Genomic DNA, 21,261 nt, shown 5'->3' with positions numbered 1-21,261 from the left:
AGTAAAGTTAAAGGCTGGCCTTAGCCTTCCAACACGCCGTAGATATCACCTTCGCTCATGATGATCAGCTCTTCGCCTTCCACCTTGAGGGTATTGCTGTCGGCATAGCGACCGAAAACAACCGTGTCACCTACCTTCACAGACAGTGCGCGCACATCGCCATTGTCCAGCTGCTTGCCCTCACCCACGGCTACCACTTCACCCTGGTTTGGCTTTTCTTTGGCAGCACCTGGCAGCACGATACCGCCAGCTGACATCGCTTCTTCTTCCTTACGGCGTACTACGACGCGGTCGTGTAAAGGACGAATTTTCATGGATAAGTTCTCCATTGAGTCGTTTTAAGGTTTTCCAACATTGGCGGTACAGGCCCATCGGGCCGGTAACCTCACCCCTCTCTGGTCCTCAGAGGCGGGGCTTAATTCTCAGTTGATCCCTATCTATGGGCGGGAGAATAGATTTCAACACCCTAAAGTGAAAAAACTATAAAAGTGCCGTTTGAAGTGTAAAAGTGTGCACTATTCAACCAAATCAGTCTTTGTGGCGCTTGTGCTCAACGGAGTTCCGCTCATCCCGTGAGTACTCTCCCTCGATAATATCGGGGCCACGTCTGGAGGCATTCGGTTGGAAGGGGCCACCTGGTCGAACGATAGTGACATGGCGAAGTAACCGCCCCAGTAATAACTGGCGCAGTCCCGGTATCAGGCAGGCGAAACCGAGAATATCGGTAATGAAGCCGGGGGTCAGCAGCAGAACACCGCCGACGGCGAGAAAGATACCTTCTACCATCTCCTGGGCGGGAATATCACCAGTGCGCATCTTCTCCTGGGCCCTTGCCAGGGTAGAGAGCCCTTGGCGACGTAGCAGCGTCACGCCGATGATAGCCGTTAGAAACACCAGGCCGATGGTGGGCAAGGCGCCGATTTCACTCCCTACGGCAATCAATACCCACAATTCGAGTACAGGTAGAGCTATAAATAGAAGCAGCAGCAAGGGACGCATAGAGAGGATTCCTGATCTAACAGCCCACGGCTAATCCGGGGCTGGGGATATTTTCGACATGCTGTATTAAATGGAGTGGGGAGGCAAATTATTCAAGGGCGCCATAATCGACCCCACGCTAACCAGGAGAGAGGGAGACTTGAATGGCAAGCGAGCAGCAAGATGCCATAGAGGCACCAGCCATAGGCCGAAGCCGCCACTTTGTTGATGATATTTTAGCCGAGGCCGATATCCGTATTAACGGTGACCGCCCCTGGGATATCCAGCTCCATCGAGAAGAGGCACTTGATGAGATCGTCGCCCGCCAAAGTATGGGGTTGGGGGAAACCTATATGCGCGGGGACTGGGATGTACAGGCCATAGATCAGTTCATCTACCGTATTCTAGATTCCGACTTGGGCCGTCACTTCAAGAACTGGCGTCATATCTTCCCCTATATACGCAGCTGCTTGCTCAACCTGCAAAGTCGTCGCCGGGCGTTCGAGGTCGGTGAGCACCACTACGACTTAGGTAATGAGTTTTACGCCGCCATGCTCGATAGCCGCCTTACATATAGCTGTGGTTATTGGAAGGAGGCCCAGACCCTAGATGAGGCCCAGGAAGCAAAACTGGACCTTATCTGCCGCAAACTCCAGCTTGAACCAGGAATGAAGTTATTAGACATCGGTTGCGGGTGGGGAAGCCTCATCGGTTATGCGGCACAGAAATACCAGGTAGAGTGTGTCGGGGTTACAGTATCCCGTGAGCAGAGAGCCTACGTCGCCGAGCGCTATGCCAACCTGCCGATCACCGTGCACCTTCAGGATTACCGCGAACTCAATGAACCCTTTGACAGAATTGCCAGCGTGGGAATGTTTGAGCATGTAGGACGAAAAAACCACCGCGCATTTATGGAGGTGTCAAAACGCTGTTTGAAAAAAGACGGCATTTTACTACTTCACACTATTGGTAAATCCAAACCCGCACCTACCGACCCCTGGGTTGAGAAGTATATTTTCCCCAATGGAGAAATACCTGCCGCCAGTCAAATCACTCTGGCAGCTCAGGAGCTACTGACCTGTGAGGATCTACATAACTTTGGCCCCGATTACGATAAAACCCTGATGGCCTGGCATGATAATTTTGAACGTAATTGGCCTCGCTTCGCCGATCGCTATGGTCGACGCTTTTATCGTATGTGGCGTTATTACCTTCTGTTATGCGCGGCATCCTTTAGAGTTCGCAGAATGCAGTTATGGCAGTGGATGTTATCGAAAAATAGAACCGATGGTGTGGAACGTATTTGCTAGGGTAAGAAATTCTTGATTGAAGACTTCAAATTCTTCCAACATTGAGAGTTTCAAAAGTCTGGGGGAGCAATTAGTGGCGGTGATTTAGCTCTACTACTATCAATGCTTCACCCAGACCTTTTATTACTGGAATTGATCAGTATATTCAGCTACTCCATATTTTCTGCCTATCGAATTTGGCCGAGAACCAAGCACTCCAATGATGGCAGAATCACTTTCAATATTATCGATTGGATACTGGCTGCCATAGCTGCCTGGGTCGCAGTATTCTATTTCCAGGTTTTTCTTTACGATATTGGTAAACACCCAAGTTATGCCAATATTTACCTGGCTCCATCCGCATTAATGCTGGTTTTTATGGGGCTTGATGTCTATACGTTTTTTTCCGACCACAAGTAACAGGCCGACCATGGTGGGCACTGCATATGTGCAAGATGCTGTATGCCTGGTCGGCACAAATCAAAGGCTTTGCGCTGCGGGATTTTCACTTATCTTTAGAACAAACAGTATTTCACGAAGTGGCATCCATCCTGGCCTGGCTCATTATTTCCTTGTTTGTATACCTGTTTTATCGAAAGACTCTCAACACAAGATATGCGAGGAAGGGATAGATAAATCTTAAAATCATTACTGAAAGGGAAATAAAAAAGGGCGAACAAAGTTCACCCTCATCTGATAACACGCTACTGAATCGTTAAATACGTGCACCACCGTCGATATCCAGAACTCGACCGGTTACATAGTCATTCTCCAGAATAAACGCCACGGTTGAGGCAATTTCCTCTTGCTCACCCAGGCGTCTCAATGGCACTTGCTTAACCAGACTATCCAGGATTTCCGGGCGCATTTGCGCAACCATATCAGTGCCGATAAAACCGGGAGCAATTGCAGCTACGCGCATGCCGTAACGAGCCAGCTCGCGGGCCCAGGTTACCGTCATGGCAGCAACACCAGCCTTACTGGCGGAATAGTTTGTCTGTCCCATATTGCCGGCACGAGACAGGCTGGAGATATTCACCATCACTCCACCCTTGCCACTTTCCGCCATAATTCCGGCTGCGGCACGGCCACAAAGGAATACCCCAGTCAGGTTTACGTCAATAACAGACTGCCACTGGGACAGTGACATACGGTCAGTGACCTTGCCCTCTTTACACTTGAGCAACATGCCATCGCGCATAATACCGGCGTTATTAATCAACACCTGCAGACCACCGAAATCCTCTGCGACCTGGAGGAAGCCTTTATCTACCTCTTCCTCATTAGCGACATTGATCACATAGCTTCGCGCCTCGGCACCGAGCTGTTCACAGGCAGAAACACTTTCCTTTAGCCCCTCTTCGTTGACATCAATCAATGCCAAACGGGCCCCGCGCTCCGCCAGGTAAACGGCCATTGCTCTTCCCAGCCCTTGGCCAGCACCGGTAATCGCCACAATACTGCCGGCAATCTGCATGTTGCACTCCTCATTAGTATTTTTTAGATTTTATTTCTCTAAGGCCTGTTATTCCGGCAAAGTTGGGAGAATGCCGCCAGGCTATTACCACTGGTAACCAACACCAACGGTTACTTTGGTATCTTCTTTTTCACTTTCCAGCGATGGTGTGTTGTCGTACTGCCACTGGTAGCCAATTTCCATCAGCACTCCTTCAACCAGTGGTGTTCTCACCCCCACCTTGGCATTTGCCTGGTAGTCATCACTGTGATCGAAAGACTGCAGGGTTTCCTGGTCAAAGTAAATTTCCGGGCCCAGGGAAAATTTATAACGGTAATTCAGCGCGACACGCCCTGCCACATATTGGTCGTCCTGATTCTCACTCAGCTCCGTATCAATAAAATCTTCCTGCAGGCTACTAACACCGCCTTCCAGTGAAAATGCTGTTTTGTCTGTGTCATAAAACAGGTAACCAAGACCCAGACCCATGGTTGTGCCGAGGTCCAAGTTCCGCGCCTCTTCATGCTCCCAGGCGGTATTTGCTGCAGCAAACCACTTTTCTGCAAAAATCCAGCGCAGGTCATAAGTCAGCCGGTATTTTTCCAGCGCGCCATCATCCTCACTGTCTTGATTCTGGTAAAGGGCGCCGACCAGGTGATGGAAATCCCCATGGCGCACATCCAGGTTAACATTTGCATCCAGGTCCTCACGCTCACGGTTCCCGGATTCAAAAACGCCGCCCGCACTCACATTACCCTTGAATGTCATTGGATTACTGACAAAGTGTGGATAGGGCTCAGCACGCTCCACTCCAGGAAAGTCGATCAACCAACCTCCACCCTCTGCGCAGTAGAGTTCCCACTGCTCCTGGCGGTGCCCTGCCAGCGTGCATGGCTCATCCCGCCCGGCAACTTTGAGATCGGTATCCACATCCATGGATACAACCTTGGATTTATCGACCTTAACTTCACCGAAGGTCTCAGATTTCCATACCACTTGTTCAGTATCTACAAGCACCAGCTCCCCCTGAATGCGATCACCATTCTCAAGGGTGAGCACACCCGCAAAAACCTGTAAGGGTGCAAGGCAAAGGAGAGTTTTGGCAAAAATCCGGGGAATTTGTGTCGATAGAACCACAGGAGAACCTTGAAGTTTCTGGATGAGCTTGCGATGAAAACTGTGATGAAAGCCCTATTCAATCGGCAATAATGCCACAACTGTCATAAATGTGGCACGCCAATGCTACCTATTTTGTAACGGCTCAGTATGATACCCCGGCTTTAATCCGTGCTTTTTTATAGCTTATTTGCAGACAAATACGGCAAACTGGCGGCTAAATCTAATAAACCACTAAGAAATGAGGCTTTTGTGCCTGTAGAGACCAATACCACCGGCCCAGAAACACCAGGCAGCGCTCTCGCCAGAATATGCCGGGTTTTGGCCTCAATACCAACAGGCCGGGTCGTCACTTATGGAGATCTCGCCGAAATGGCCGGCTATCCAAGAGCCGCCAGACTAGCTGGTCAGACATTACGGAAACTACCCAAAGACACCAAATTACCCTGGCACCGGGTAATCAACGCCCAGGGAAGAATCTCATTACCCGAACCCGGGGCTTCCCGCCAACGCAAGCGGCTGGAGAAAGAAGGGATTACCTTGTTAAAGGGGCGGGTGGACATGGCCAAGTATCGCTGGAGACCATAACCCCGAAAGGAGCTGTACAAGTTTAGGCGGTAGTAATCAGGCTTCCTCCGCTGCATCACCATTCCACGGCGCGACATAAAAGAGCAGTAACATCCCCGGAACTGCCAACGCGGCGCACAGAAGAAAGAAGTTCGTCCACCCCACAGACTCAACCAAATACCCTGTTGAAGCATTGGCAAAGGTCCTGGGTAACGAGGTTAACGCAGTAAACAGGGCGAATTGGGTAGCCGTGTGTAATTTGCTGGTTGTGCGGGCAATAAAAGCGATGAAAACTGCAGTACCAAGACCAACCCCCAGATACTCAAAAGCAATCACTATCGCCAGTAGCCACAGGCTCGGCTTAAAACCCGGTGTGCCCACCAGATCCCCATTAGCCTCAGATAAAATCATAAAGCCAAAAATGGATACGAGCTGGATAACTCCAAAGATCCACAGACACTTATTAATCCCAATACGCACCATCAATAGGCCGCCGAGAAATCCCCCAATCACGGCGGGCCAGAGACCGGCATTTTTAGCCACAATACCAATATCCGTATTGGTGTACCCCATATCCAGGTAATAGGGTGTCGCCAATGCAGTGGCCATATTATCGCCGAGCTTGTACAGGAACATGAAAGCAAGCACCAATACTGCGTGCTTTACGCCGTTGCGGTTAAAAAATTCGACAAATGGCAGCACGATAGCCTCGCGCAAAGTCCTTGGTGGCGCAGCCGGGTGCTGGGGCTCTGAAACCATCAAGGTCATAAATACAGCGATCAACATAAAAGCTGCAGTTATCCAAAAAACCTGGTCCCAGGCCAAATGATCCGACAGGATTAAACTGAGCGAACCCGGTATCAGGCCCGCTACTCGATAGGCATTCGCATGAAAGGAATTACCGAGACCTAACTCATGATCCGGCAATATTTCCCGACGGAAGGCGTCCAGGACAATATCCTGGCTGGCACTAAAAAAAGCCACACCAAAACATAAAGTGGCAATTGTCCATATATTGAACTGCGGATTGAACATACCTAAGCCGCCAATAAAGACTATCAGCAGCAATTGCATTACGAGCATCCAACCACGACGACGCCCTAAAATCGGGAAAGCAAAGCGCTCCATTAATGGAGCCCACAGAAACTTCCATGTGTAGGGCAGACCAAGTAAGGCAAAAATCCCGATGGTAGCCAGGTCTACTCCCTCAGAACGTAACCAGGCAGGCACCAGTTGAATCAGGACAAAAAGTGGCATTCCTGAGGAAAATCCGGTACCGATACAGATCAGCATACGCCGATTGAATACCGCCTCCCGAACCGTTTCGTGGGCCATAGTTTGTCGCTTTTAATTGCTGATTATCATTCTTGAAAACTACAGCTCTTAGACATCCCAGCTAACAGCCATAAGTGACACCAAAACCCCTCCCTTATCTCTATAAAAAACCAATAACCATTACAGGTTTCGAGCGGAGGAGTAATACAACCACCATAGACACAAGTCGGAGAAAATGCCCGTTGATGAGGAATTATCCGGGGGCGTAGAAACGAGATGAGTGACCGGCACACAGGAAAGCTTCTGTCATAAAGCAGATCTGTATGCCAGCAATAAAATTAGACCCTGGAATGGCTCTCTTCAGGTCGCGCGTGAGTCTGGCTGCGGTTCTTCCAGATGCCATTCACGCTGTTCACGCCGCCAGAAATAGATAGAGAGTAAAATTGCCGGAACTCCCATTAAGGCAGCATAAATAAAGAAATGGGCGTAACCCTGAGCATCAACCACCATACCGGAAAAACCACTGATAAATTTACCCGGCAGCGTCATCAGAGAGCTGAACAAGGCATACTGGGTTGCGGTATAAGCCTTATTGGCCAGGCTCGACAGGTAAGCGACAAGGACCGCATTAGCAATACCGCCGCTGATGTTGTCGGCACTGATCACCAGGGCCAGCCATGCCTTATCCGGACCAATCAGTGCAAGCTGGGCAAACAGTAAGTTGGTGCAGGCAACCATTACCGCCCCGAGTATCAGCGGGCGCAAAATGCCATAGCGCACCACCAGGACTCCACCTAGAAAGGAGCCGAGAATAGTGCAGAAGAATCCGAACAGCTTACTGATTTCTGCAATTTCTGTTTTGGAAAAGCCTAAATCCAAGTAGAAGGGATTGGCCATAATCCCCATCGCAATATCGCTTAGGCGGAAAATACCGATAAACAGCAATAAAACAAAAGCAAAGCGCCCATTGCGTTGGAAGAACTCAATAAAGGGACAGGCGACAGCACGAACAAACCACTGCTTCAAGCGACTGTGTTCGCCCTTCCCCAACAGGCGCTGCTCCCATTCACTCTGCAGTACGTCAGCCTCTTTATTAACCTTCGAGTGATCGGGCTCTGTGATCAACAAAGTGGTGATCACACCCACCCCCATCAAAACGGCCATTGCCAGGTAGGCGCCAGACCAACTGAACAAATCTGCAATAAATAGTGCCCCAGCCCCAGCAATCAGCATCGCAACCCGATAACCAAACACATAATTAGCCGCCATAGCTCCCTGGTAGTCTTCATCCATGGCTTCAATTCTGTAGGCATCAATAGCCACATCTTGTGAAGCCGAGCAGAATGCAACCCACAGAGCGAGCAGAGCTACTTGCAACAAGGACAGCTGGGGATCCACGCTGGCCATACCCACCAAGCCAATGGCAACGCCCACTTGGGACACCAGCATCCAGCTCCGCCGTTTTCCCAGGCTTTTGGTCAGTAAAGGCAACCGTAAATAGTCAATGATGGGAGCCCAGAGCACCTTTATTGAAAAGGTAATTCCGACCCAGGCAAAGAAGCCTATAGCGGTGCGGCTAACACCGTAGTCGCGCAGCCAGGCAGTCAGGGTTGAGAAGACCAGTAAAAGCGGAAGGCCGGCAGAAAAGCCGAGGAAAAACATGGTGATTACACGGGGCTTCAGATAAGCTCCAAGTGCTTGCCCCCATGTCAGTTGCTGCCGCGACATATTCAATCTTCCCCTTTGAGCCCTATTGCCGGCCATAAAGAAAGAGCGCAGGCAATATGTCTGCACCCAAAAAGCTACCTAACTCAATGGCCCCACAGAACCTCGAGCTCTGCCTCGGCCAACTTGTTGGCATTCACATTGAAGCCCACCTTGGCGGGAGATGAATTTTCATCTAACGGCAGGGAATCCACTTTCAGGGCATATACACGGAAGCGATAGCGATGGTCGCCGTGCCCTTTGGGTGGGCAGGCGCCACCATATCCAGGATTTCCATAGTCATTGCGCCCCTGAATAGCTTCGGGAATCAGGCCGTTCTTCAGGTCTCCAGCACCCTCTGGCAGACTGGTTACGTCAGCAGGGATATTAAAAATCACCCAGTGCCACCAGCCACTGCCTGTCGGTGCATCGGGATCATAAACCGTCACCGCAAAACTTTTAGTGCCTTCGGGGGCCCCCTCCCAGCTCAGTTGCGGAGAGACATTTTCCCCGCCACAGCCGGCATATACATGAGCTAATGGCATTTTTTTGCCGGGTTTCAAAGACGTAGAAGACAGTGTCAACTGCCCGGCCTGGGAGGCAACAGCCATCAAAGAAAATATTGTCGCTGCAAAGAAACTGGCAATTTTGCTGTACTTTATGCGGCGAAATCCTAGGTTCATATCCAACACTCTCATTGTTACTCTTCCACACTGGCCAACAGGCTTGAAACCTTGCCCAGATCCATGTTGCCACCGGTCAATACAACTGCGACATTCTTGTTGCGAAAACGCGCTCCGTGCTCGAGCACAGCTGCGAGCCCCACGGCAGCTGAGGGCTCAACCATTTGCTTGGTGCGAGTCCACAATAGTTGCATTGCCCGCACAATACCACTTTCAGAAACCGTCACAATATCTCTCACAGTGCGACGAATCACCCTGTAGTTTCGGTGCCCAAGCGTTGTACGCAAGCCATCGGCAATAGTATGGGGCTGCTGGGTAGTGATATGAACACCGCCACGCAAAGATCGCTGCGCATCATCCGCGCCAGCGGGCTCTGCGCCTATTACCAATACATCTGGAGCCAACGCCGCTATTGCCAGCCCAGTGCCTGCGAGCAGGCCACCGCCACCCACAGGGGCCACAATCACATCCGGAGTAAAACCCTGCTCCCGACATTGCTGAACAACCTCTAGAGCTACCGTGCCCTGCCCCGCAATAATCCTGCTGTCGTCATAGGGCGGCACTACATGGGCCCCTGTCTCTTGCACCACTTTTTGCAGAGCCTCTTCACGGTCTGCCAGGGTAGGACCGCAAGTAACAATTGTTGCGCCATAACTTTCCACAGCCATGCGCTTCATATCGGGCGCCGTCTCTGGCATTACAACAATACAGGGCAAACACCGCTCCGCAGCAGCCCATGCCAACGCCGCGCCATGATTGCCTGAGGAGTGGGTCGCCACCAACTCAGCTCCTTCAGGCAAGAGGGAAAGTGCATTTGCAGCTCCACGTGCTTTAAACGCACCCACTTTTTGCAAGTGCTCACATTTAAACCAAAGATTGGCGCCACCCAGCTCATTGAGAAGCTGGGAGCGAATCAAGGGAGTTCGATGGACAGTTCCGGAGACTGTTTGTGCCGCGCAAAAAACATCAGCACTGGTAGGCAGGTCATTGGGGTCCGAGGGCATAGCTCTGTTGGTCTTTTTAATTTACGACTGAATGTACCAACTCAAGCCACTAAAAAACCAGCAAAATTCCCTTTTCGCCCATATCTCGCTAAATATTTTTGGCCACTCTATCGCTGCAGTATTTTCAACCACTTAAATTTTCGATTGGTGTACGGCGCATAACGCAGGTCAACATCCAGAATATTTTTGCGTTTCATCACGGCTTTGTAGTGGCTAAAAGTTCTGAAACCATGCTCACCGTGGTAACAGCCCATACCGCTGGCTCCCACTCCTCCAAATGGCAGATCCTGGGCCAGCATAAACATCATGCAATCGTTCACGCAGGCATTACCGGAGCTGCAGCGGGAAAGCACCCGGTCAGCGATGGCATCACTCCGGGTAAAAATATACAGCGCTAACGGCTTTTCCCTCTCATTAACAAACGCTTCCACTTTTCCGAAGTCATCCAACTCAACTACCGGCAGCAAGGGACCAAAAATCTCTTCCTGCATTACCGGGGACTCCAGATTGACACAGCGCATCAGGGTTGGCGCCATGTAGCAACTATCCACATCGACATCCCCACCAAAAATTACCTCACCATCACCGAGGAGGTCCGCCAAACGCAATGTGTGCTGGGTATTGATTATCCGTCCATAATCGCTGCTTTGACGGGGGCTGTCCCCAAACATCTCCCTTACCGCCAGCTGGATAGCAGGGACAAGACGGTCCGCGGTGTGCTTGGTACACAGTACATAATCCGGTGCAATACAGGTTTGCCCCGCATTGGTAAATTTCCCCCAAGCTATACGCCGCGCGGCAATATCGATATCTGCATCATCGGCCACAATACAGGGGCTTTTGCCGCCAAGCTCCAGGGTAACCGGAGTTAAGTGCTTACTTGCTGCCCCCATAATAATCCTGGCTACCCGACCACCGCCGGTGTACATGATGTGATCCCAGCGCTGCTCCAAAAGGCTCGTGGTCTCTGCCACAGCTCCCTCAACACAGGCGAAGGCATCATTATCCAGGTATCTGGGCAACAACTCAGCGATCAAATGAGAAACCGCAGGGGATAATTCCGACGGTTTGACCACTGCACAGTTACCCGCCGCTATGGCAGGCACAAGAGGCGACAGCAATAGTTGAAGGGGATAATTCCAGGCGCCAATAATCAATATCACCCCAAGGGGTTCTGGCTGTATATAGCTTTTCGCAGGTTGGGTGAGAAGTGGCGAGGAAACCTTGCGCTGGCGTACCCACTTTTTGAGGTGCTTGAGGGTATGATCGATATCACTATAGAGAAACGAAATCTCAGTCAGGTAAGCTTCCTGGGGAGCCTTATGCAGGTCCTCATTCAAGGCCCCAATAAAGCGCGCCTCATTCTCCGAGAGCATTTTGCGCAGCTGAATTAATTGGCGACGCCTCCAGGCCAGCTCAAGGGTACTTCCACTGCGAAAATATGCCCTTAGTCCAGCGACTAACGCCGCGGAGTCCCTACCATTTGCAGCACTGAGATCTGACAGCATTTGCGGTTCCAGTAATGAAACATTCAAACCCTACTTCCTCCACTGAGTATAAGCATCCCGCTACCCGGTAATCTCCGGAGTGCGATAGCGGGCGCAATCATCTGGGAGGATGGTTAAAAGTCAAGCAATTACTGGGAAATTTTTCCAAATTGTAATTCAGTTAAAAAATAATTTACTCATTTCAGCTCTGAATAACTTCAAAAAATCAGGCGAACAAAACCGTCAGGGCCAACACGGTAACCCACAACAGTAGGGTTCTGGAAAGCAAGGACTGCAGTCCCTCTATTTCCGCGCCACTTTGACGCTGGACTTGTGAAAGATCTGCACTGGCACTGCATTCACTGGCGTCAATTCCTCCTAACGCCCCTTCCAGGTAGGCTTCGAGCACCTGTGCCGTATCTCTCTCACGACACATCAGACACTGACGCCAGGCTCGGTAGCAACCGGCAAAATTACCCACAATCGCAAAGCTGAGCCCCATGATCCTTACCGGCAACCACTCCAGTAACCAAAGCCAGCGGGCTGCAGTTGCCTGCCACTGTGTCCCGCGAGCGCGCTCTGCATAGAGAGCACTCAAACGAAATAGCAGCGCACCCGGTATCCCGAGCAAAATAAACCAGAAAAGAACGGCAAAGAGGCGCTCGAAGGCACTGTAAGCGGCACCGCGGAAGACCTGTTCATGCAGGCACTTGCCATCTGCCGGAGTCTCGTGGATATCCTGTAGAAAAGGGGCCGCAGCTTCCTCAGCCCCCTTTAAGTCGCCCCGATACCAGCTGCGCAGGTAAACGCTTACAATCTCGTTAAAATTGCCTCGTCCCAGGCAATAAAGTAACAGTGGCACCCCAAGTAAAAGCGCTCCCAAGCCTCCAAAGTTGGATTCTGCAATTACCATCACCACCGCAATCAGCAGCACCGGTGGCAGAATACTGGCCCCCAGCAACAAGCCGCCATTCGATTGCAGTTGCGGCACTTTAGAGAGTCGCTCACACCATTTATCAAACCAGCCATCGCGGTGCAAAGGCGCACCAGACCCCCAGATTTGCACCAGAGCCAAAGTGAATAAAACGATTAGCAGAGTCATAGTGATACCGCGTCAGCCCATAGTTGAATCATGATGCGCCACCCTGGGTCTGCTAAACAAGTAGGCGAACCTCACACAATGGCAGTTCAATTTTAAAGGCGATGTGGATTGATACACCAGCACCGCGAAGTGGAAGTTTCACTCAACGAGCTTATTGAGCTCATTCAAGTAGCGCTCCCAGTCAAAGCCGGGGCCCGGGTCCAGCTTGCGTCCAGGCGCTATATCAGAGTGACTGGCTATCCTGTCCACGCCGATGGCTGGATAAGCCAGCATAATGGCCGCACTCACCTCTGCCAGGGCATGGTATTGGGCATCGGTATAAATATCCGTATCCAAGCCTTCAAGCTCGATCCCGATAGAAAAGTCATTACAGTTGGTGCGCCCTTTGAATTCCGACTTACCCGCATGCCAGGCGCGCCGGTCAAGGGGCACATACTGGGTGACGATACCATCCCGATCAATAAGGATATGTGCAGAAACCTGCAGAGCCGCAATCTCGGCAAAATAGGGATGGGCATCAATATCCAGCTGCCCAAGGAAAAACGCATCGATATAAGGCCCGCCATACTGCCCGGGTGGCAGGCTGATGCTGTGAACGACCAAAAGGTCCACGGGGCAGTCGTCGGGCCGGCTGTTGCAGTGAGGACTGGGCACCCGGCGCGCACCGGATAGCCAGCCAGATTCCACTTGGTATTTCAATCTGCGATCTCCGTTCCAGCAAACTACCACCCCAAATGAACTCAGGGCCTTGGCAGTTACCATTCTATGGAAGCGTTGATCGATATGCCAATCGGTTTAGAGACGTATCGCGACAGAAGTGGGCCCCCGGCAATAGTTGCCGGGACAGGGGAGCTAAAACAGGCAGATCAGCGCTGTTCGCTGCGTTTTTTGCGCACATTGCCAATAACCGACTGCAGCGCACGCTCAAATAACATACCGTCATCAAGGGGCAACAGCTGCGCTGAGCGCAGCACATGAGCCAGCTCCAATCGGCCGAACTCCGCTACCTTGGCACCGTTGCGGTTCACAAAAATAAACTGGTCAATATCGCGGATAACCGCTGCCAAACGGCAGCGGAACTGCTCCTCATCAGAGCGCTTCAACTCAAACCAACTCCCCTGGGCGAGGCGGAAGGTCATCTGCCAGTGGGGGTCCGCCTCATCGAGAGGAGCAAGGCCCTCCTGCTCCGCAGAAGATGCCGCTAACTCCGCCTGGGCAACCGCCTGCTCAAGCTCTTCCATTTGCGGCACCGCCACTTCCTGCAACAGAGCGGTCTCTTCGGTTACCGGTTCGTCTTTATCATCAGCGGCCGGTTGCGGCTCGCCAGCTTCGGGAGCTATGGCCTCTACCGGCAGAGTTTCACTGGATTGAACCTCGGCCACTTCCGCCAAATGATCCACCGAAGTAGCCGCCTTAACCTCGCGGGCCACCTGCTCTTTAACCTGAAGTTCGCGTTCCTCGGTGAGGCGCTGCGCGAGGGCAAAACGCTCGCGATAAACTTCCTTCAAACCGGCAAACATGGCGCGCGCCTCAAAGGCGTTGTAGGAGAGAGCTTCAATACCCTCGCGCAAACGCTCCTGCAAAACCGGCAACAAGCTCAGGAGCTGCTTACGGGAATCCGGCATTAGTGCCTGCACACTCCACACCAGGTCGCGGGCTGTGCGCACATCGCGACTCCAGGCCTCGCTTTCAGTGCCCTCTTTCACACAAGTGAGGAATAAAACATTGTTCCAAACCTTTTGCAGCCAATCCTGTACCACAGGCGGCAGGTCTCTCTCGGCTACCAGGGCATCCATTACCGCTGCTACACGAGCGCGCGCGGCTTGGGTTTTTGCCCGGCCATCCGCCTCATCTATAACCCTGCGCTCCAGCATTTCCGCGCGCTTGCGTTCGCGAATAATAAACTCGCGCAAAGACTCCAGAAGCGTGGCAAAAATATTGATGTCCTGATCGAACTCGCTGAGAACCCGCTCTACGATCAGCGAGACTTCACTGTATAGAGGGTCGGACTCGAAATTGTCTGGAGCTTGCCAACCAGTGGCAGCATCGGCAAGCTCATTTAACAGTTTGCGTGCGGGATGGCCACCTTTACTAAAAAACGACTTATCGGCAATCGCAACCTTGAGCAGTGGCAGCTGCAAACGGCCGAGCTGGGATTTAATCGGTGTGGCGAGACTGCGATCTTCCAAAATAAAGGAAAACAGCATTTCCACCAGTTTGATTACATCGCTATCCACTTTTGCCAGCGAAGCTGCCTGATTGGAGTCAACCAGGCGCTGCTGCAGCAGATCGCCAACATTCAACAATTGGGCTGCACCGGCATCCTGGTAATGAGCCCCACTTTGCAAAGCTCCCAGATGTGTGAGCAGATCCCCAGCGGGCATGGGTGTCATACCCGCCGTAGCGGGTACGAGCCCTGGGGCAAAGTGACCACTGACAGGTACTCCCTGTGCGGCCTGGGCAGCACCATCCCCAGCGCTGCCAACTCCAGCGGCCTGAGCTGCACCCGGATTGCCGGGACCACGCCCTGCCGGATAAGCCGAGCGCTGTCGCGCTGCGCGCTGCTGCTCCCGCAGTGAGGGCAACACGCCCTGCTCTACAAGTAGCTGATTACAGAATTCGTAAAAACCCCGCAGCTGCTGCATAACTGTTTGCTCAAATTTCTTGAGCAACGTAAGGCGCGCGCGGATATAGAGATCCAGCTCCTGAATTGCATCTACAAATGCATCGCAGATCACATCGGGGCCGAGAGGGTTGTTCTTGTCATACACCTTAACGGCGTAGAGGGTATCCAGGCGCAGGCATAATTCGGTCAGCGGCTCGGCAAAATCTCGCTTGGCATTGGCCACCATGGTATCCGCGGCCACCAGCTGCTCCAGGTCATCATTGTGAACCAATGACAGATTGTCCTGGGCAAAAGCGGGTTCCGACGGCTCCTCCTGACGGATCTGGAAAGCGCGCTGCACGTTTTTGACGAAGCGCTCAGCGACATTGCGGCGCTCTACTCTCAGCAGGCGCAATGCCTGGAACAGACCATCCTGCTCTTCCTGGCCGTGAGCACGCTCCGCCATCGCAAACAGTGAATCATCCACCGCCCCAAACAGCGCTTTGACACGCTCAAACAACTGGGTGCTGGCTTTTTCCTTTAACAGCACAACCGCCGAGGGCAGGACTGCGGGCTTACCCATAGAAGTACCATGTCGACCCGCACTTTTCTCTGAAAGGGAAACTACCTTGCTGGATTCACTCATTTCCAAGAAGTCCTTCGCATGCCATCCGGCGTTTTGCGCACTTGCTGGCTGAAATCTTGTCGGCCGGATAGGCCGTCTAAATCACCAGTCCCATTTGTTCACCTCGCTGCTCACTTCAATAGGCGGCCTCAAGGCTTAAAAACATGCGGGGATAGGTCTGGTAAAATTCTCTCGAGATAATGCACCCGAAAATCCAACAACCACTTGATTTTGCTCAGGTTTTAAACGCATTAATGCAGTCAATTTGACTAGCGAATTTGGCGACGGCTCCCGCAGTGAGCTTTTCTCTCACCCCGTCGATTCTACTCGCGTTCCCCTCCCTGTTTACACACTTTAGCGACATATTTGAGACGCTTGTCACAGCGAAATGTAGGGCCAGCTGCTACCCGAGGATTTAACCCAGTAAAAATCGAGTAAATGCCCCAGGCAACCCAAATCCAGTCTGTTTTGGTAAACTGCCCGCGCTTTTTTATCGAGGTCCTCCAATGCACCCACAAGACTCCGCGATCCCAAACATCATGACCGACCTGAAAAGGGCCGTGCACACCGCGCTCGATGAAGATGTCGGTAGTGGAGACATCACCGCCCAGCTGATCCCAGCGGAGCGCAGTGCCCGTGCGCGAGTAATCACCCGGGAAGATTGCACCCTGAGCGGACGCGCCTGGGTAGAAGAGGTTTTTCGCCAGCTCGATCAAGACCTGCAACTGACCTGGCACTTTGAAGATGGAGACAGGGTTGCTGCAGATTCAGTGCTGTTTGAATTGGAGGGTAATGCCCGCGCAATCCTGACTGGTGAGCGCGCCGCCCTTAACTTTCTACAGACACTATCCGGCACGGCAACTACTGCAGCGGAATTCGCAAACCGTGCTGCAGGGACTGAAGTTAAGATTCTCGATACCCGCAAGACCATTCCAGGCCTGCGCAGTGCCCAGAAATATGCCGTGCTGTGTGGCGGCTGCCACAATCATCGCATCGGCCTCTACGACGCATTTTTAATTAAGGAAAACCATATCGCAGCCGCCGGCGGTATTAATGCAGCTGTCTCCCAGGCCAGGGCTATCAAACCCGGCGCACTGGTCGAGGTGGAGGTAGAGACCATTGAAGAGTTACAGCAGGCACTGGATAGCGGTGCCGATGTAATCATGCTCGATGAGTTCAATGACAAAGACACTCGCTCCGCCCTATCCCTGGCCAAAGGTAAAGCCAAAATAGAGATTTCCGGCAGTGTAGACCGGGATCGGATTCAGAAGCTGGCAGCTCTGGATGTCGACTACATCTCCTCCGGCAGCCTGACCAAGCACCTGCGCGCGATCGACCTCTCCCTGAGAATTGATTTTTAGTTTTTATCCGGTGTCGGCTAATGGCGCCGCGTCAAAACGGCGCCAGCTCAAAACTCAGTGATTATGGTGGTGGTGCTCCTGCTCTTCTGCCTGCGGAGCTTCCATCGCCCCCATTTCCCCATGATTGCCGTGGTCACTGTGGCCCCCATGGCCAAGAGCTCCCCAAATAGTCCAGATACCAAACAATAAAATAGCCGCTGCAAAACCCAGACGCACTCCCGGTTTTTGCACAATATTGCGCACTTGCACAGCCGCAGCACCGGTGGCCAGCATGGCCGGTAAGGTTCCGAGACCAAAAGCAAACATCGCCAAGGCCGATCGCTCAGCACTGCCCTGAGCCAGTGCAAAGGTCAGCGCACTGTAAACCAGGCCGCAGGGCAACCAGCCCCACAGGGAACCGAGGGCAACCGCCTGCCCCGCAGAGCGAACTGGCAACAATTTCGCAGAGAGAGGCTGCACATAGCGCCATAAATAGCTGCCACCCTTCTCCAGCCATACCAGCCCACGCCAGATACCGGCCACATAGAGCGCCATAACGATCAGCATAATGCCCGCAGCGAAGCGCAGCGGCGTCAGGGCAGGAATAATCGCAGCACCCAAAGCGCCAGCGAGCGCCCCCATTAACGTATAACTACCGAGACGTCCCAATTGGTATGAGCCGAGCTGTACCCAAGCTGTTTGCTTGCCGGGCACCGCCATTCCGAGCGCACCCGAGATACCCCCACACATACCAATACAGTGGCTGCTGCCCAGAAACCCGATGGCGAGCGCAGCCGCCAAAAACCCCCAATCTCCCACTGGTTACTTCTCCTTGTCCGAATCCGCTGCGGGCTGATTCTGCACGTCATCCTCAAACAGTATTCTCCGGCCCTCAGTCTCGAGGTCATCGTACTGGCCGTTATTTACCGCCCAGAAAAAGAGCTTTACAGCGAAGGCAACCAAGGCCACTGCAATAGGGATCAGGAAATAGAGACTGTCCACAATTCACTCCTCTCTTTAATTTGCATGGTGTGCCTGCATACCAGGCACCGAGCTGTCCGCACTTTCCGTCGACGCATTGGCACGGGACAGGCGCAAGGCGTTAAGAACCACCACCAGCGAACTGGCCGACATACCAATGGCCGCAGCCCAGGGCGGTACCAGGCCGCAAACCGCCAACGGTAGTGCAATGGCGTTGTAACCCAGGGCCCAGGCCAGATTTTGCCGAACTATCTGGCGGCATTTGCGCGCCAGGGAAATTGCCTGGGGAAGCACCTGCAGGTCACCATTCAGCAAGATGGCATCGGCACGGGATTGAGCCAAGTCCGCAGCGGACATCATCGCCACCGAGGCATCCGCTCCCGACAGTACCGGGACATCATTGAGCCCATCGCCAACCATCAGGACCTTCTCTTCACCGGCCTGTAACTGCTGCATATGGGAGAGCTTGTCTTCCGGTGAAGCACCGGCACGGAAGTGGGCAATGGAAGCCTGCGAGGCCAGGCGCTGAACCTCGTTGGACTGATCACCACTCAGTAACTCTACCGACAAGCCCAGTTTTTCGAGCTGATGTACCGCATCCCGAGCTGTCTCACGCAGTTTATCCCCCAAGGCGATCCAGGCGATAGGGCCGTCTCCATCAGCAAGCAGCAACCACTGCCCCTCACCCTGCGGCTGCGCCAGTATTTCAGGTGCAGCGAAATCGGCACGGCCCAGGCGATAATCAACCCCTTCGATCTGCCCCTCCAGGCCGCGACCGGTATGCACCTTCAGCTTGCTCGCTGTAAGGTTGCCGCGCCAAGCGCGAAATGCACGGGCCAAGGGGTGGTGGGTCTGTGATTCCAGGGCTGCAGCTACATCCTTAACCCGCTGTTCGGCCCAGCCATCGCGCATCAATTGAATTTCCAGGATGCGCGGCTCACCGCGAGTTAGGGTGCCGGTTTTATCGAACACAACGCGACTGATACGCGGCAGTGTTTCCAGAAGGCTGCCACCGGCCACCAGGAGCCCCAGTTCCTGCAATCGCAAAGTCGCTGAGGCCAGCGCCGCCGGTGTCGCCAGGGACAAAGCACAGGGGCATGTCACCACCAATACAGACAGAGCTACCCAGAAAGCCCTGCTCGGGTCCAGCTGCCACCAAACCGCGAAGGCCCCCACAGCCGCCAGCAATACAACCCCGACAAAAACACCGGCGACCCGGTCTGCCAGGGCCACCTGGGCCGGCTTATCCAGTTGGGCGCGCTCCACCAGACGCTCGATGGCAGACAGCCTTGTAGACTGGCCGGCTGCGGTCACACACACAGTCAGGCTGGAGTCACCGTTGACACTGCCTGCATACACAGGACTGCCCACGAGCTTTTGCTGCAGGGCGGATTCGCCACTGAGCAGCGATTCATCCACGCCACTCTCCCCTTCCAGCACTTCGCCGTCAGCGGGAATCGTGTCGCCGGGCCGCAACAAAATCCGGTCGCCAGCCACCAAAGCGGCCACCGGTACATGAACCACTTCATCGCCTTGATACCTGGCTGCAGTCATCGGCAGCAGCTGGGCCAGGCCGCCACTGGCGAGCCCAGCACGATGACGCGCACGCATCTCAACCGTGCGCCCAAGCAGCAAGAAGAAGGTGAACATGGAGATGGATTCGAAGTACACCTCGCCGGTGCCAAATACCGTGGCGTAGAAACTGGCACCGTAGGCCAGGCCAATAGCGATGGAGACAGGTACATCCATACTCAGGTGACGGGCGCGCAGGCTGCGCAGTGCTGCGCTAAAGAAGGGGCGCGCCGCATAGAACACCACTGGTGTCGCTACCAATAGCGACACCCAACGGAAATAGCGCTCAAACTCACCGACACCATCGCTACCAGCGCCAAAGTACAGGGCGATAGCGAACATCATCACCTGCATGGTACCCAGGCCCGCAACCCCAAGGCGGCGCAGGGCTGCCCGATGTTCGGCCTGGATTACATTTTCCCGGTTGGCAGCGGTGGCCGGAGCCGGGCGATAGCCAATGCGCTCCAACGCCTCAAAAAGCTGGCTCGGTTTAATCTGCTCAGGATCAAACACAATCTGGGCACGCTGGGTACTGGCATTGACTGAGACCTTTCCAACCCCCGCCAAATGTCCCAGGTGCTTTTCAATCAACCACACACAGGCGGCACAGGTAATACCACCGATCAGCAGCGCCGCCATCTTGCTGCCGCCATCCCAGTCGTGAACAAACTGCTGCTGTACTTCGGGGAGATCGTAGGCGGTCCAGCGGTCCCGCGGCTGGGCCTGTTCCGGGCGGTCACTTTGCTTTTCCCGGTAGCGATAGAAGCCATCCAGGCCACCGGAAACAATGGCCGTCGCCACGGCCTCACAGCCGGGGCAACACATATCACGTGCAGCCCCCTCAATAACAACCGAATGGTTGCTACCGGCAGGGACCGGAAGTCCGCAGTGATAACAGGGGGATGTCATCGACTGGCAGCGTTCAGGGGCGCCGCCTCACCCAGATCGAAATTAATCTCTCCCTTAAGACGCCACTCTGCGTTTTTGTGGAGCTCAGGATCGAGTTCAGGCATCAGGCGCAGATACCAGCGATTGTTCAAATCCACGGGCACAGAGCCTGAATAGCGCCCAACGGAGAGCTGGGATAACACAATATGCTGATCCAGATCTTCCTCTAGCGGGTGGCTGAGGGTAAGCAACAGCTTCTCGGGATACTCGGTATTACCGTTCAGTTCGACAACCACCCCGCGATCGCCCCGCTGGAACTGGACCATCGCCGCCAATCCCAGGGCTTTGGCCCGCTGGTCCTGCTCAGCAGAAAAATGGTACATACGGCTGTCTTTGTGATAAGTGTCCCTGACCTCATCGTCAGCGTGGCGCACAGCTATAGAAACCGTGATAGAGGACACTACCAGCACTGTAATCAGCGGTGCCAGGACCATCCAGGCCCAGAATTCCCGATACCAGGGTTTCGAGGTTGGTTCATTCATCGCGTTACCAAAAATTACCGTTTTATGCAGAAAAGTCGAGCCCACCT

Annotated in this window: 20 protein-coding genes; 4 read left to right on the top strand and 16 right to left on the bottom strand. The window is 53.4% G+C overall.

Annotated elements, in window-relative coordinates:
- Window positions 1-20: 20 nt before the first annotated feature.
- Entirely contained in the window at window positions 21-314 is a 294-nt protein-coding gene (locus ACJJJB_RS02885; RefSeq protein WP_020412315.1) for a co-chaperone GroES, read from the bottom strand.
- Between the two features lie 214 nt (window positions 315-528).
- Window positions 529-999: an FxsA family protein gene (locus ACJJJB_RS02880; protein ID WP_020412314.1), complete on the bottom strand. Its 471-nt coding sequence runs from the start codon at window positions 997-999 to the stop codon at window positions 529-531.
- A 143-nt stretch (window positions 1,000-1,142) separates the two neighbouring features.
- Here ACJJJB_RS02880 and cfa point away from each other — a divergent pair, with 143 nt between their 5' ends.
- A complete protein-coding gene (cfa, locus tag ACJJJB_RS02875; RefSeq protein ID WP_445365706.1) occupies window positions 1,143-2,288 on the top strand; it encodes a cyclopropane fatty acyl phospholipid synthase in 1,146 nt (381 codons plus the stop codon).
- Window positions 2,289-2,390: 102 nt separating this feature from the next.
- Complete coding sequence (locus ACJJJB_RS02870) at window positions 2,391-2,687, top strand: hypothetical protein (protein WP_445365705.1); 297 nt, start codon at window positions 2,391-2,393, stop codon at window positions 2,685-2,687.
- Window positions 2,688-2,982: 295 nt separating this feature from the next.
- On the opposite strand, the gene ACJJJB_RS02865 is transcribed toward ACJJJB_RS02870, so the two are convergent.
- Together ACJJJB_RS02865 and ACJJJB_RS02860 are read right to left on the bottom strand one after the other, a co-directional pair.
- Complete coding sequence (locus ACJJJB_RS02865) at window positions 2,983-3,744, bottom strand: SDR family oxidoreductase (protein ID WP_445365704.1); 762 nt, start codon at window positions 3,742-3,744, stop codon at window positions 2,983-2,985.
- A gap of 84 nt (window positions 3,745-3,828) precedes the next feature.
- Window positions 3,829-4,782 (bottom strand): DUF481 domain-containing protein, encoded by a 954-nt coding sequence (locus ACJJJB_RS02860; protein WP_245556663.1) that lies wholly within the window; start codon window positions 4,780-4,782, stop codon window positions 3,829-3,831.
- A 228-nt stretch (window positions 4,783-5,010) separates the two neighbouring features.
- Between ACJJJB_RS02860 and ACJJJB_RS02855 the strand changes: the two genes are divergently transcribed.
- The gene (locus ACJJJB_RS02855) at window positions 5,011-5,427 is read left to right on the top strand and encodes an MGMT family protein (protein ID WP_445365703.1); all 417 of its coding nucleotides are present in this window, start codon (window positions 5,011-5,013) and stop codon (window positions 5,425-5,427) included.
- A gap of 36 nt (window positions 5,428-5,463) precedes the next feature.
- On the opposite strand, the gene ACJJJB_RS02850 is transcribed toward ACJJJB_RS02855, so the two are convergent.
- The 8 genes from ACJJJB_RS02850 to ACJJJB_RS02815 all read right to left on the bottom strand — a co-directional run bounded on the left by ACJJJB_RS02850 (window position 5,464) and on the right by ACJJJB_RS02815 (window position 15,912).
- Complete coding sequence (locus tag ACJJJB_RS02850) at window positions 5,464-6,741, bottom strand: AmpG family muropeptide MFS transporter (protein ID WP_020412307.1); 1,278 nt, start codon at window positions 6,739-6,741, stop codon at window positions 5,464-5,466.
- Between the two features lie 300 nt (window positions 6,742-7,041).
- Window positions 7,042-8,409 (bottom strand): AmpG family muropeptide MFS transporter, encoded by a 1,368-nt coding sequence (locus tag ACJJJB_RS02845; protein ID WP_020412306.1) that lies wholly within the window; start codon window positions 8,407-8,409, stop codon window positions 7,042-7,044.
- Window positions 8,410-8,492: 83 nt separating this feature from the next.
- Window positions 8,493-9,083, bottom strand: coding sequence for a YbhB/YbcL family Raf kinase inhibitor-like protein (locus tag ACJJJB_RS02840; RefSeq protein ID WP_020412305.1), 591 nt, complete (start codon window positions 9,081-9,083; stop codon window positions 8,493-8,495).
- A 2-nt stretch (window positions 9,084-9,085) separates the two neighbouring features.
- Complete coding sequence (locus ACJJJB_RS02835) at window positions 9,086-10,072, bottom strand: threonine ammonia-lyase (RefSeq protein ID WP_020412304.1); 987 nt, start codon at window positions 10,070-10,072, stop codon at window positions 9,086-9,088.
- Between the two features lie 107 nt (window positions 10,073-10,179).
- On the bottom strand, window positions 10,180-11,607 hold the full coding sequence (locus ACJJJB_RS02830; RefSeq protein WP_282951371.1) for an aldehyde dehydrogenase family protein: 1,428 nt from the start codon (window positions 11,605-11,607) through the stop codon (window positions 10,180-10,182).
- A 178-nt stretch (window positions 11,608-11,785) separates the two neighbouring features.
- Complete coding sequence (gene ampE, locus ACJJJB_RS02825) at window positions 11,786-12,661, bottom strand: regulatory signaling modulator protein AmpE (protein ID WP_445365702.1); 876 nt, start codon at window positions 12,659-12,661, stop codon at window positions 11,786-11,788.
- Between the two features lie 138 nt (window positions 12,662-12,799).
- On the bottom strand, window positions 12,800-13,360 hold the full coding sequence (gene ampD / locus ACJJJB_RS02820) for a 1,6-anhydro-N-acetylmuramyl-L-alanine amidase AmpD (protein WP_444902048.1): 561 nt from the start codon (window positions 13,358-13,360) through the stop codon (window positions 12,800-12,802).
- A gap of 167 nt (window positions 13,361-13,527) precedes the next feature.
- On the bottom strand, window positions 13,528-15,912 hold the full coding sequence (locus ACJJJB_RS02815; RefSeq protein ID WP_445365701.1) for a DUF1631 domain-containing protein: 2,385 nt from the start codon (window positions 15,910-15,912) through the stop codon (window positions 13,528-13,530).
- A 485-nt stretch (window positions 15,913-16,397) separates the two neighbouring features.
- Between ACJJJB_RS02815 and nadC the strand changes: the two genes are divergently transcribed.
- Entirely contained in the window at window positions 16,398-17,252 is an 855-nt protein-coding gene (gene nadC, locus ACJJJB_RS02810; RefSeq protein ID WP_445365700.1) for a carboxylating nicotinate-nucleotide diphosphorylase, read from the top strand.
- A 54-nt stretch (window positions 17,253-17,306) separates the two neighbouring features.
- On the opposite strand, the gene ACJJJB_RS02805 is transcribed toward nadC, so the two are convergent.
- The 4 genes from ACJJJB_RS02805 to ACJJJB_RS02790 are packed head-to-tail and all read right to left on the bottom strand — an operon-like array spanning window position 17,307 to window position 21,214.
- Window positions 17,307-18,050 carry a sulfite exporter TauE/SafE family protein gene (locus tag ACJJJB_RS02805; protein ID WP_445365699.1) on the bottom strand — a complete coding sequence of 248 codons (744 nt, stop codon included), beginning with the start codon at window positions 18,048-18,050 and terminating at the stop codon, window positions 17,307-17,309.
- A 3-nt stretch (window positions 18,051-18,053) separates the two neighbouring features.
- On the bottom strand, window positions 18,054-18,233 hold the full coding sequence (ccoS, locus tag ACJJJB_RS02800; RefSeq protein ID WP_020412296.1) for a cbb3-type cytochrome oxidase assembly protein CcoS: 180 nt from the start codon (window positions 18,231-18,233) through the stop codon (window positions 18,054-18,056).
- A gap of 15 nt (window positions 18,234-18,248) precedes the next feature.
- On the bottom strand, window positions 18,249-20,693 hold the full coding sequence (locus ACJJJB_RS02795; RefSeq protein ID WP_445365698.1) for a heavy metal translocating P-type ATPase: 2,445 nt from the start codon (window positions 20,691-20,693) through the stop codon (window positions 18,249-18,251).
- Complete coding sequence (locus tag ACJJJB_RS02790; RefSeq protein WP_020412294.1) at window positions 20,690-21,214, bottom strand: FixH family protein; 525 nt, start codon at window positions 21,212-21,214, stop codon at window positions 20,690-20,692. Before ACJJJB_RS02790 ends, ACJJJB_RS02795 begins: the two co-directional genes overlap by 4 nt.
- Window positions 21,215-21,261 lie beyond the last annotated feature (47 nt).

The organism is Microbulbifer variabilis (genome assembly GCF_052468405.1).
Note: the sequence above shows the minus strand (reverse complement) of the source record. Positions and strands in the feature narration are given on the sequence as shown.

Excerpts from the sequence above, each read along its gene's own strand:
- ACJJJB_RS02850 (WP_020412307.1), bottom strand. The coding sequence starts at position 6,741 with ATGGCCCACGAAACGGTTCGGGAGGCGGTATTCAATCGGCGTATGCTG.
- nadC (WP_445365700.1), top strand. The coding sequence starts at position 16,398 with ATGCACCCACAAGACTCCGCGATCCCAAACATCATGACCGACCTGAAA.
- ACJJJB_RS02870 (WP_445365705.1), top strand. The coding sequence starts at position 2,391 with ATGCTTCACCCAGACCTTTTATTACTGGAATTGATCAGTATATTCAGC.
- ACJJJB_RS02835 (WP_020412304.1), bottom strand. The coding sequence starts at position 10,072 with ATGCCCTCGGACCCCAATGACCTGCCTACCAGTGCTGATGTTTTTTGC.
- ampE (WP_445365702.1), bottom strand. The coding sequence starts at position 12,661 with ATGACTCTGCTAATCGTTTTATTCACTTTGGCTCTGGTGCAAATCTGG.
- ACJJJB_RS02865 (WP_445365704.1), bottom strand. The coding sequence starts at position 3,744 with ATGCAGATTGCCGGCAGTATTGTGGCGATTACCGGTGCTGGCCAAGGG.
- ACJJJB_RS02845 (WP_020412306.1), bottom strand. The coding sequence starts at position 8,409 with ATGTCGCGGCAGCAACTGACATGGGGGCAAGCACTTGGAGCTTATCTG.
- ACJJJB_RS02795 (WP_445365698.1), bottom strand. The coding sequence starts at position 20,693 with ATGACATCCCCCTGTTATCACTGCGGACTTCCGGTCCCTGCCGGTAGC.
- ACJJJB_RS02790 (WP_020412294.1), bottom strand. The coding sequence starts at position 21,214 with ATGAATGAACCAACCTCGAAACCCTGGTATCGGGAATTCTGGGCCTGG.
- ACJJJB_RS02885 (WP_020412315.1), bottom strand. The coding sequence starts at position 314 with ATGAAAATTCGTCCTTTACACGACCGCGTCGTAGTACGCCGTAAGGAA.
- ACJJJB_RS02840 (WP_020412305.1), bottom strand. The coding sequence starts at position 9,083 with ATGAGAGTGTTGGATATGAACCTAGGATTTCGCCGCATAAAGTACAGC.
- ACJJJB_RS02880 (WP_020412314.1), bottom strand. The coding sequence starts at position 999 with ATGCGTCCCTTGCTGCTGCTTCTATTTATAGCTCTACCTGTACTCGAA.
- cfa (WP_445365706.1), top strand. The coding sequence starts at position 1,143 with ATGGCAAGCGAGCAGCAAGATGCCATAGAGGCACCAGCCATAGGCCGA.
- ACJJJB_RS02815 (WP_445365701.1), bottom strand. The coding sequence starts at position 15,912 with ATGAGTGAATCCAGCAAGGTAGTTTCCCTTTCAGAGAAAAGTGCGGGT.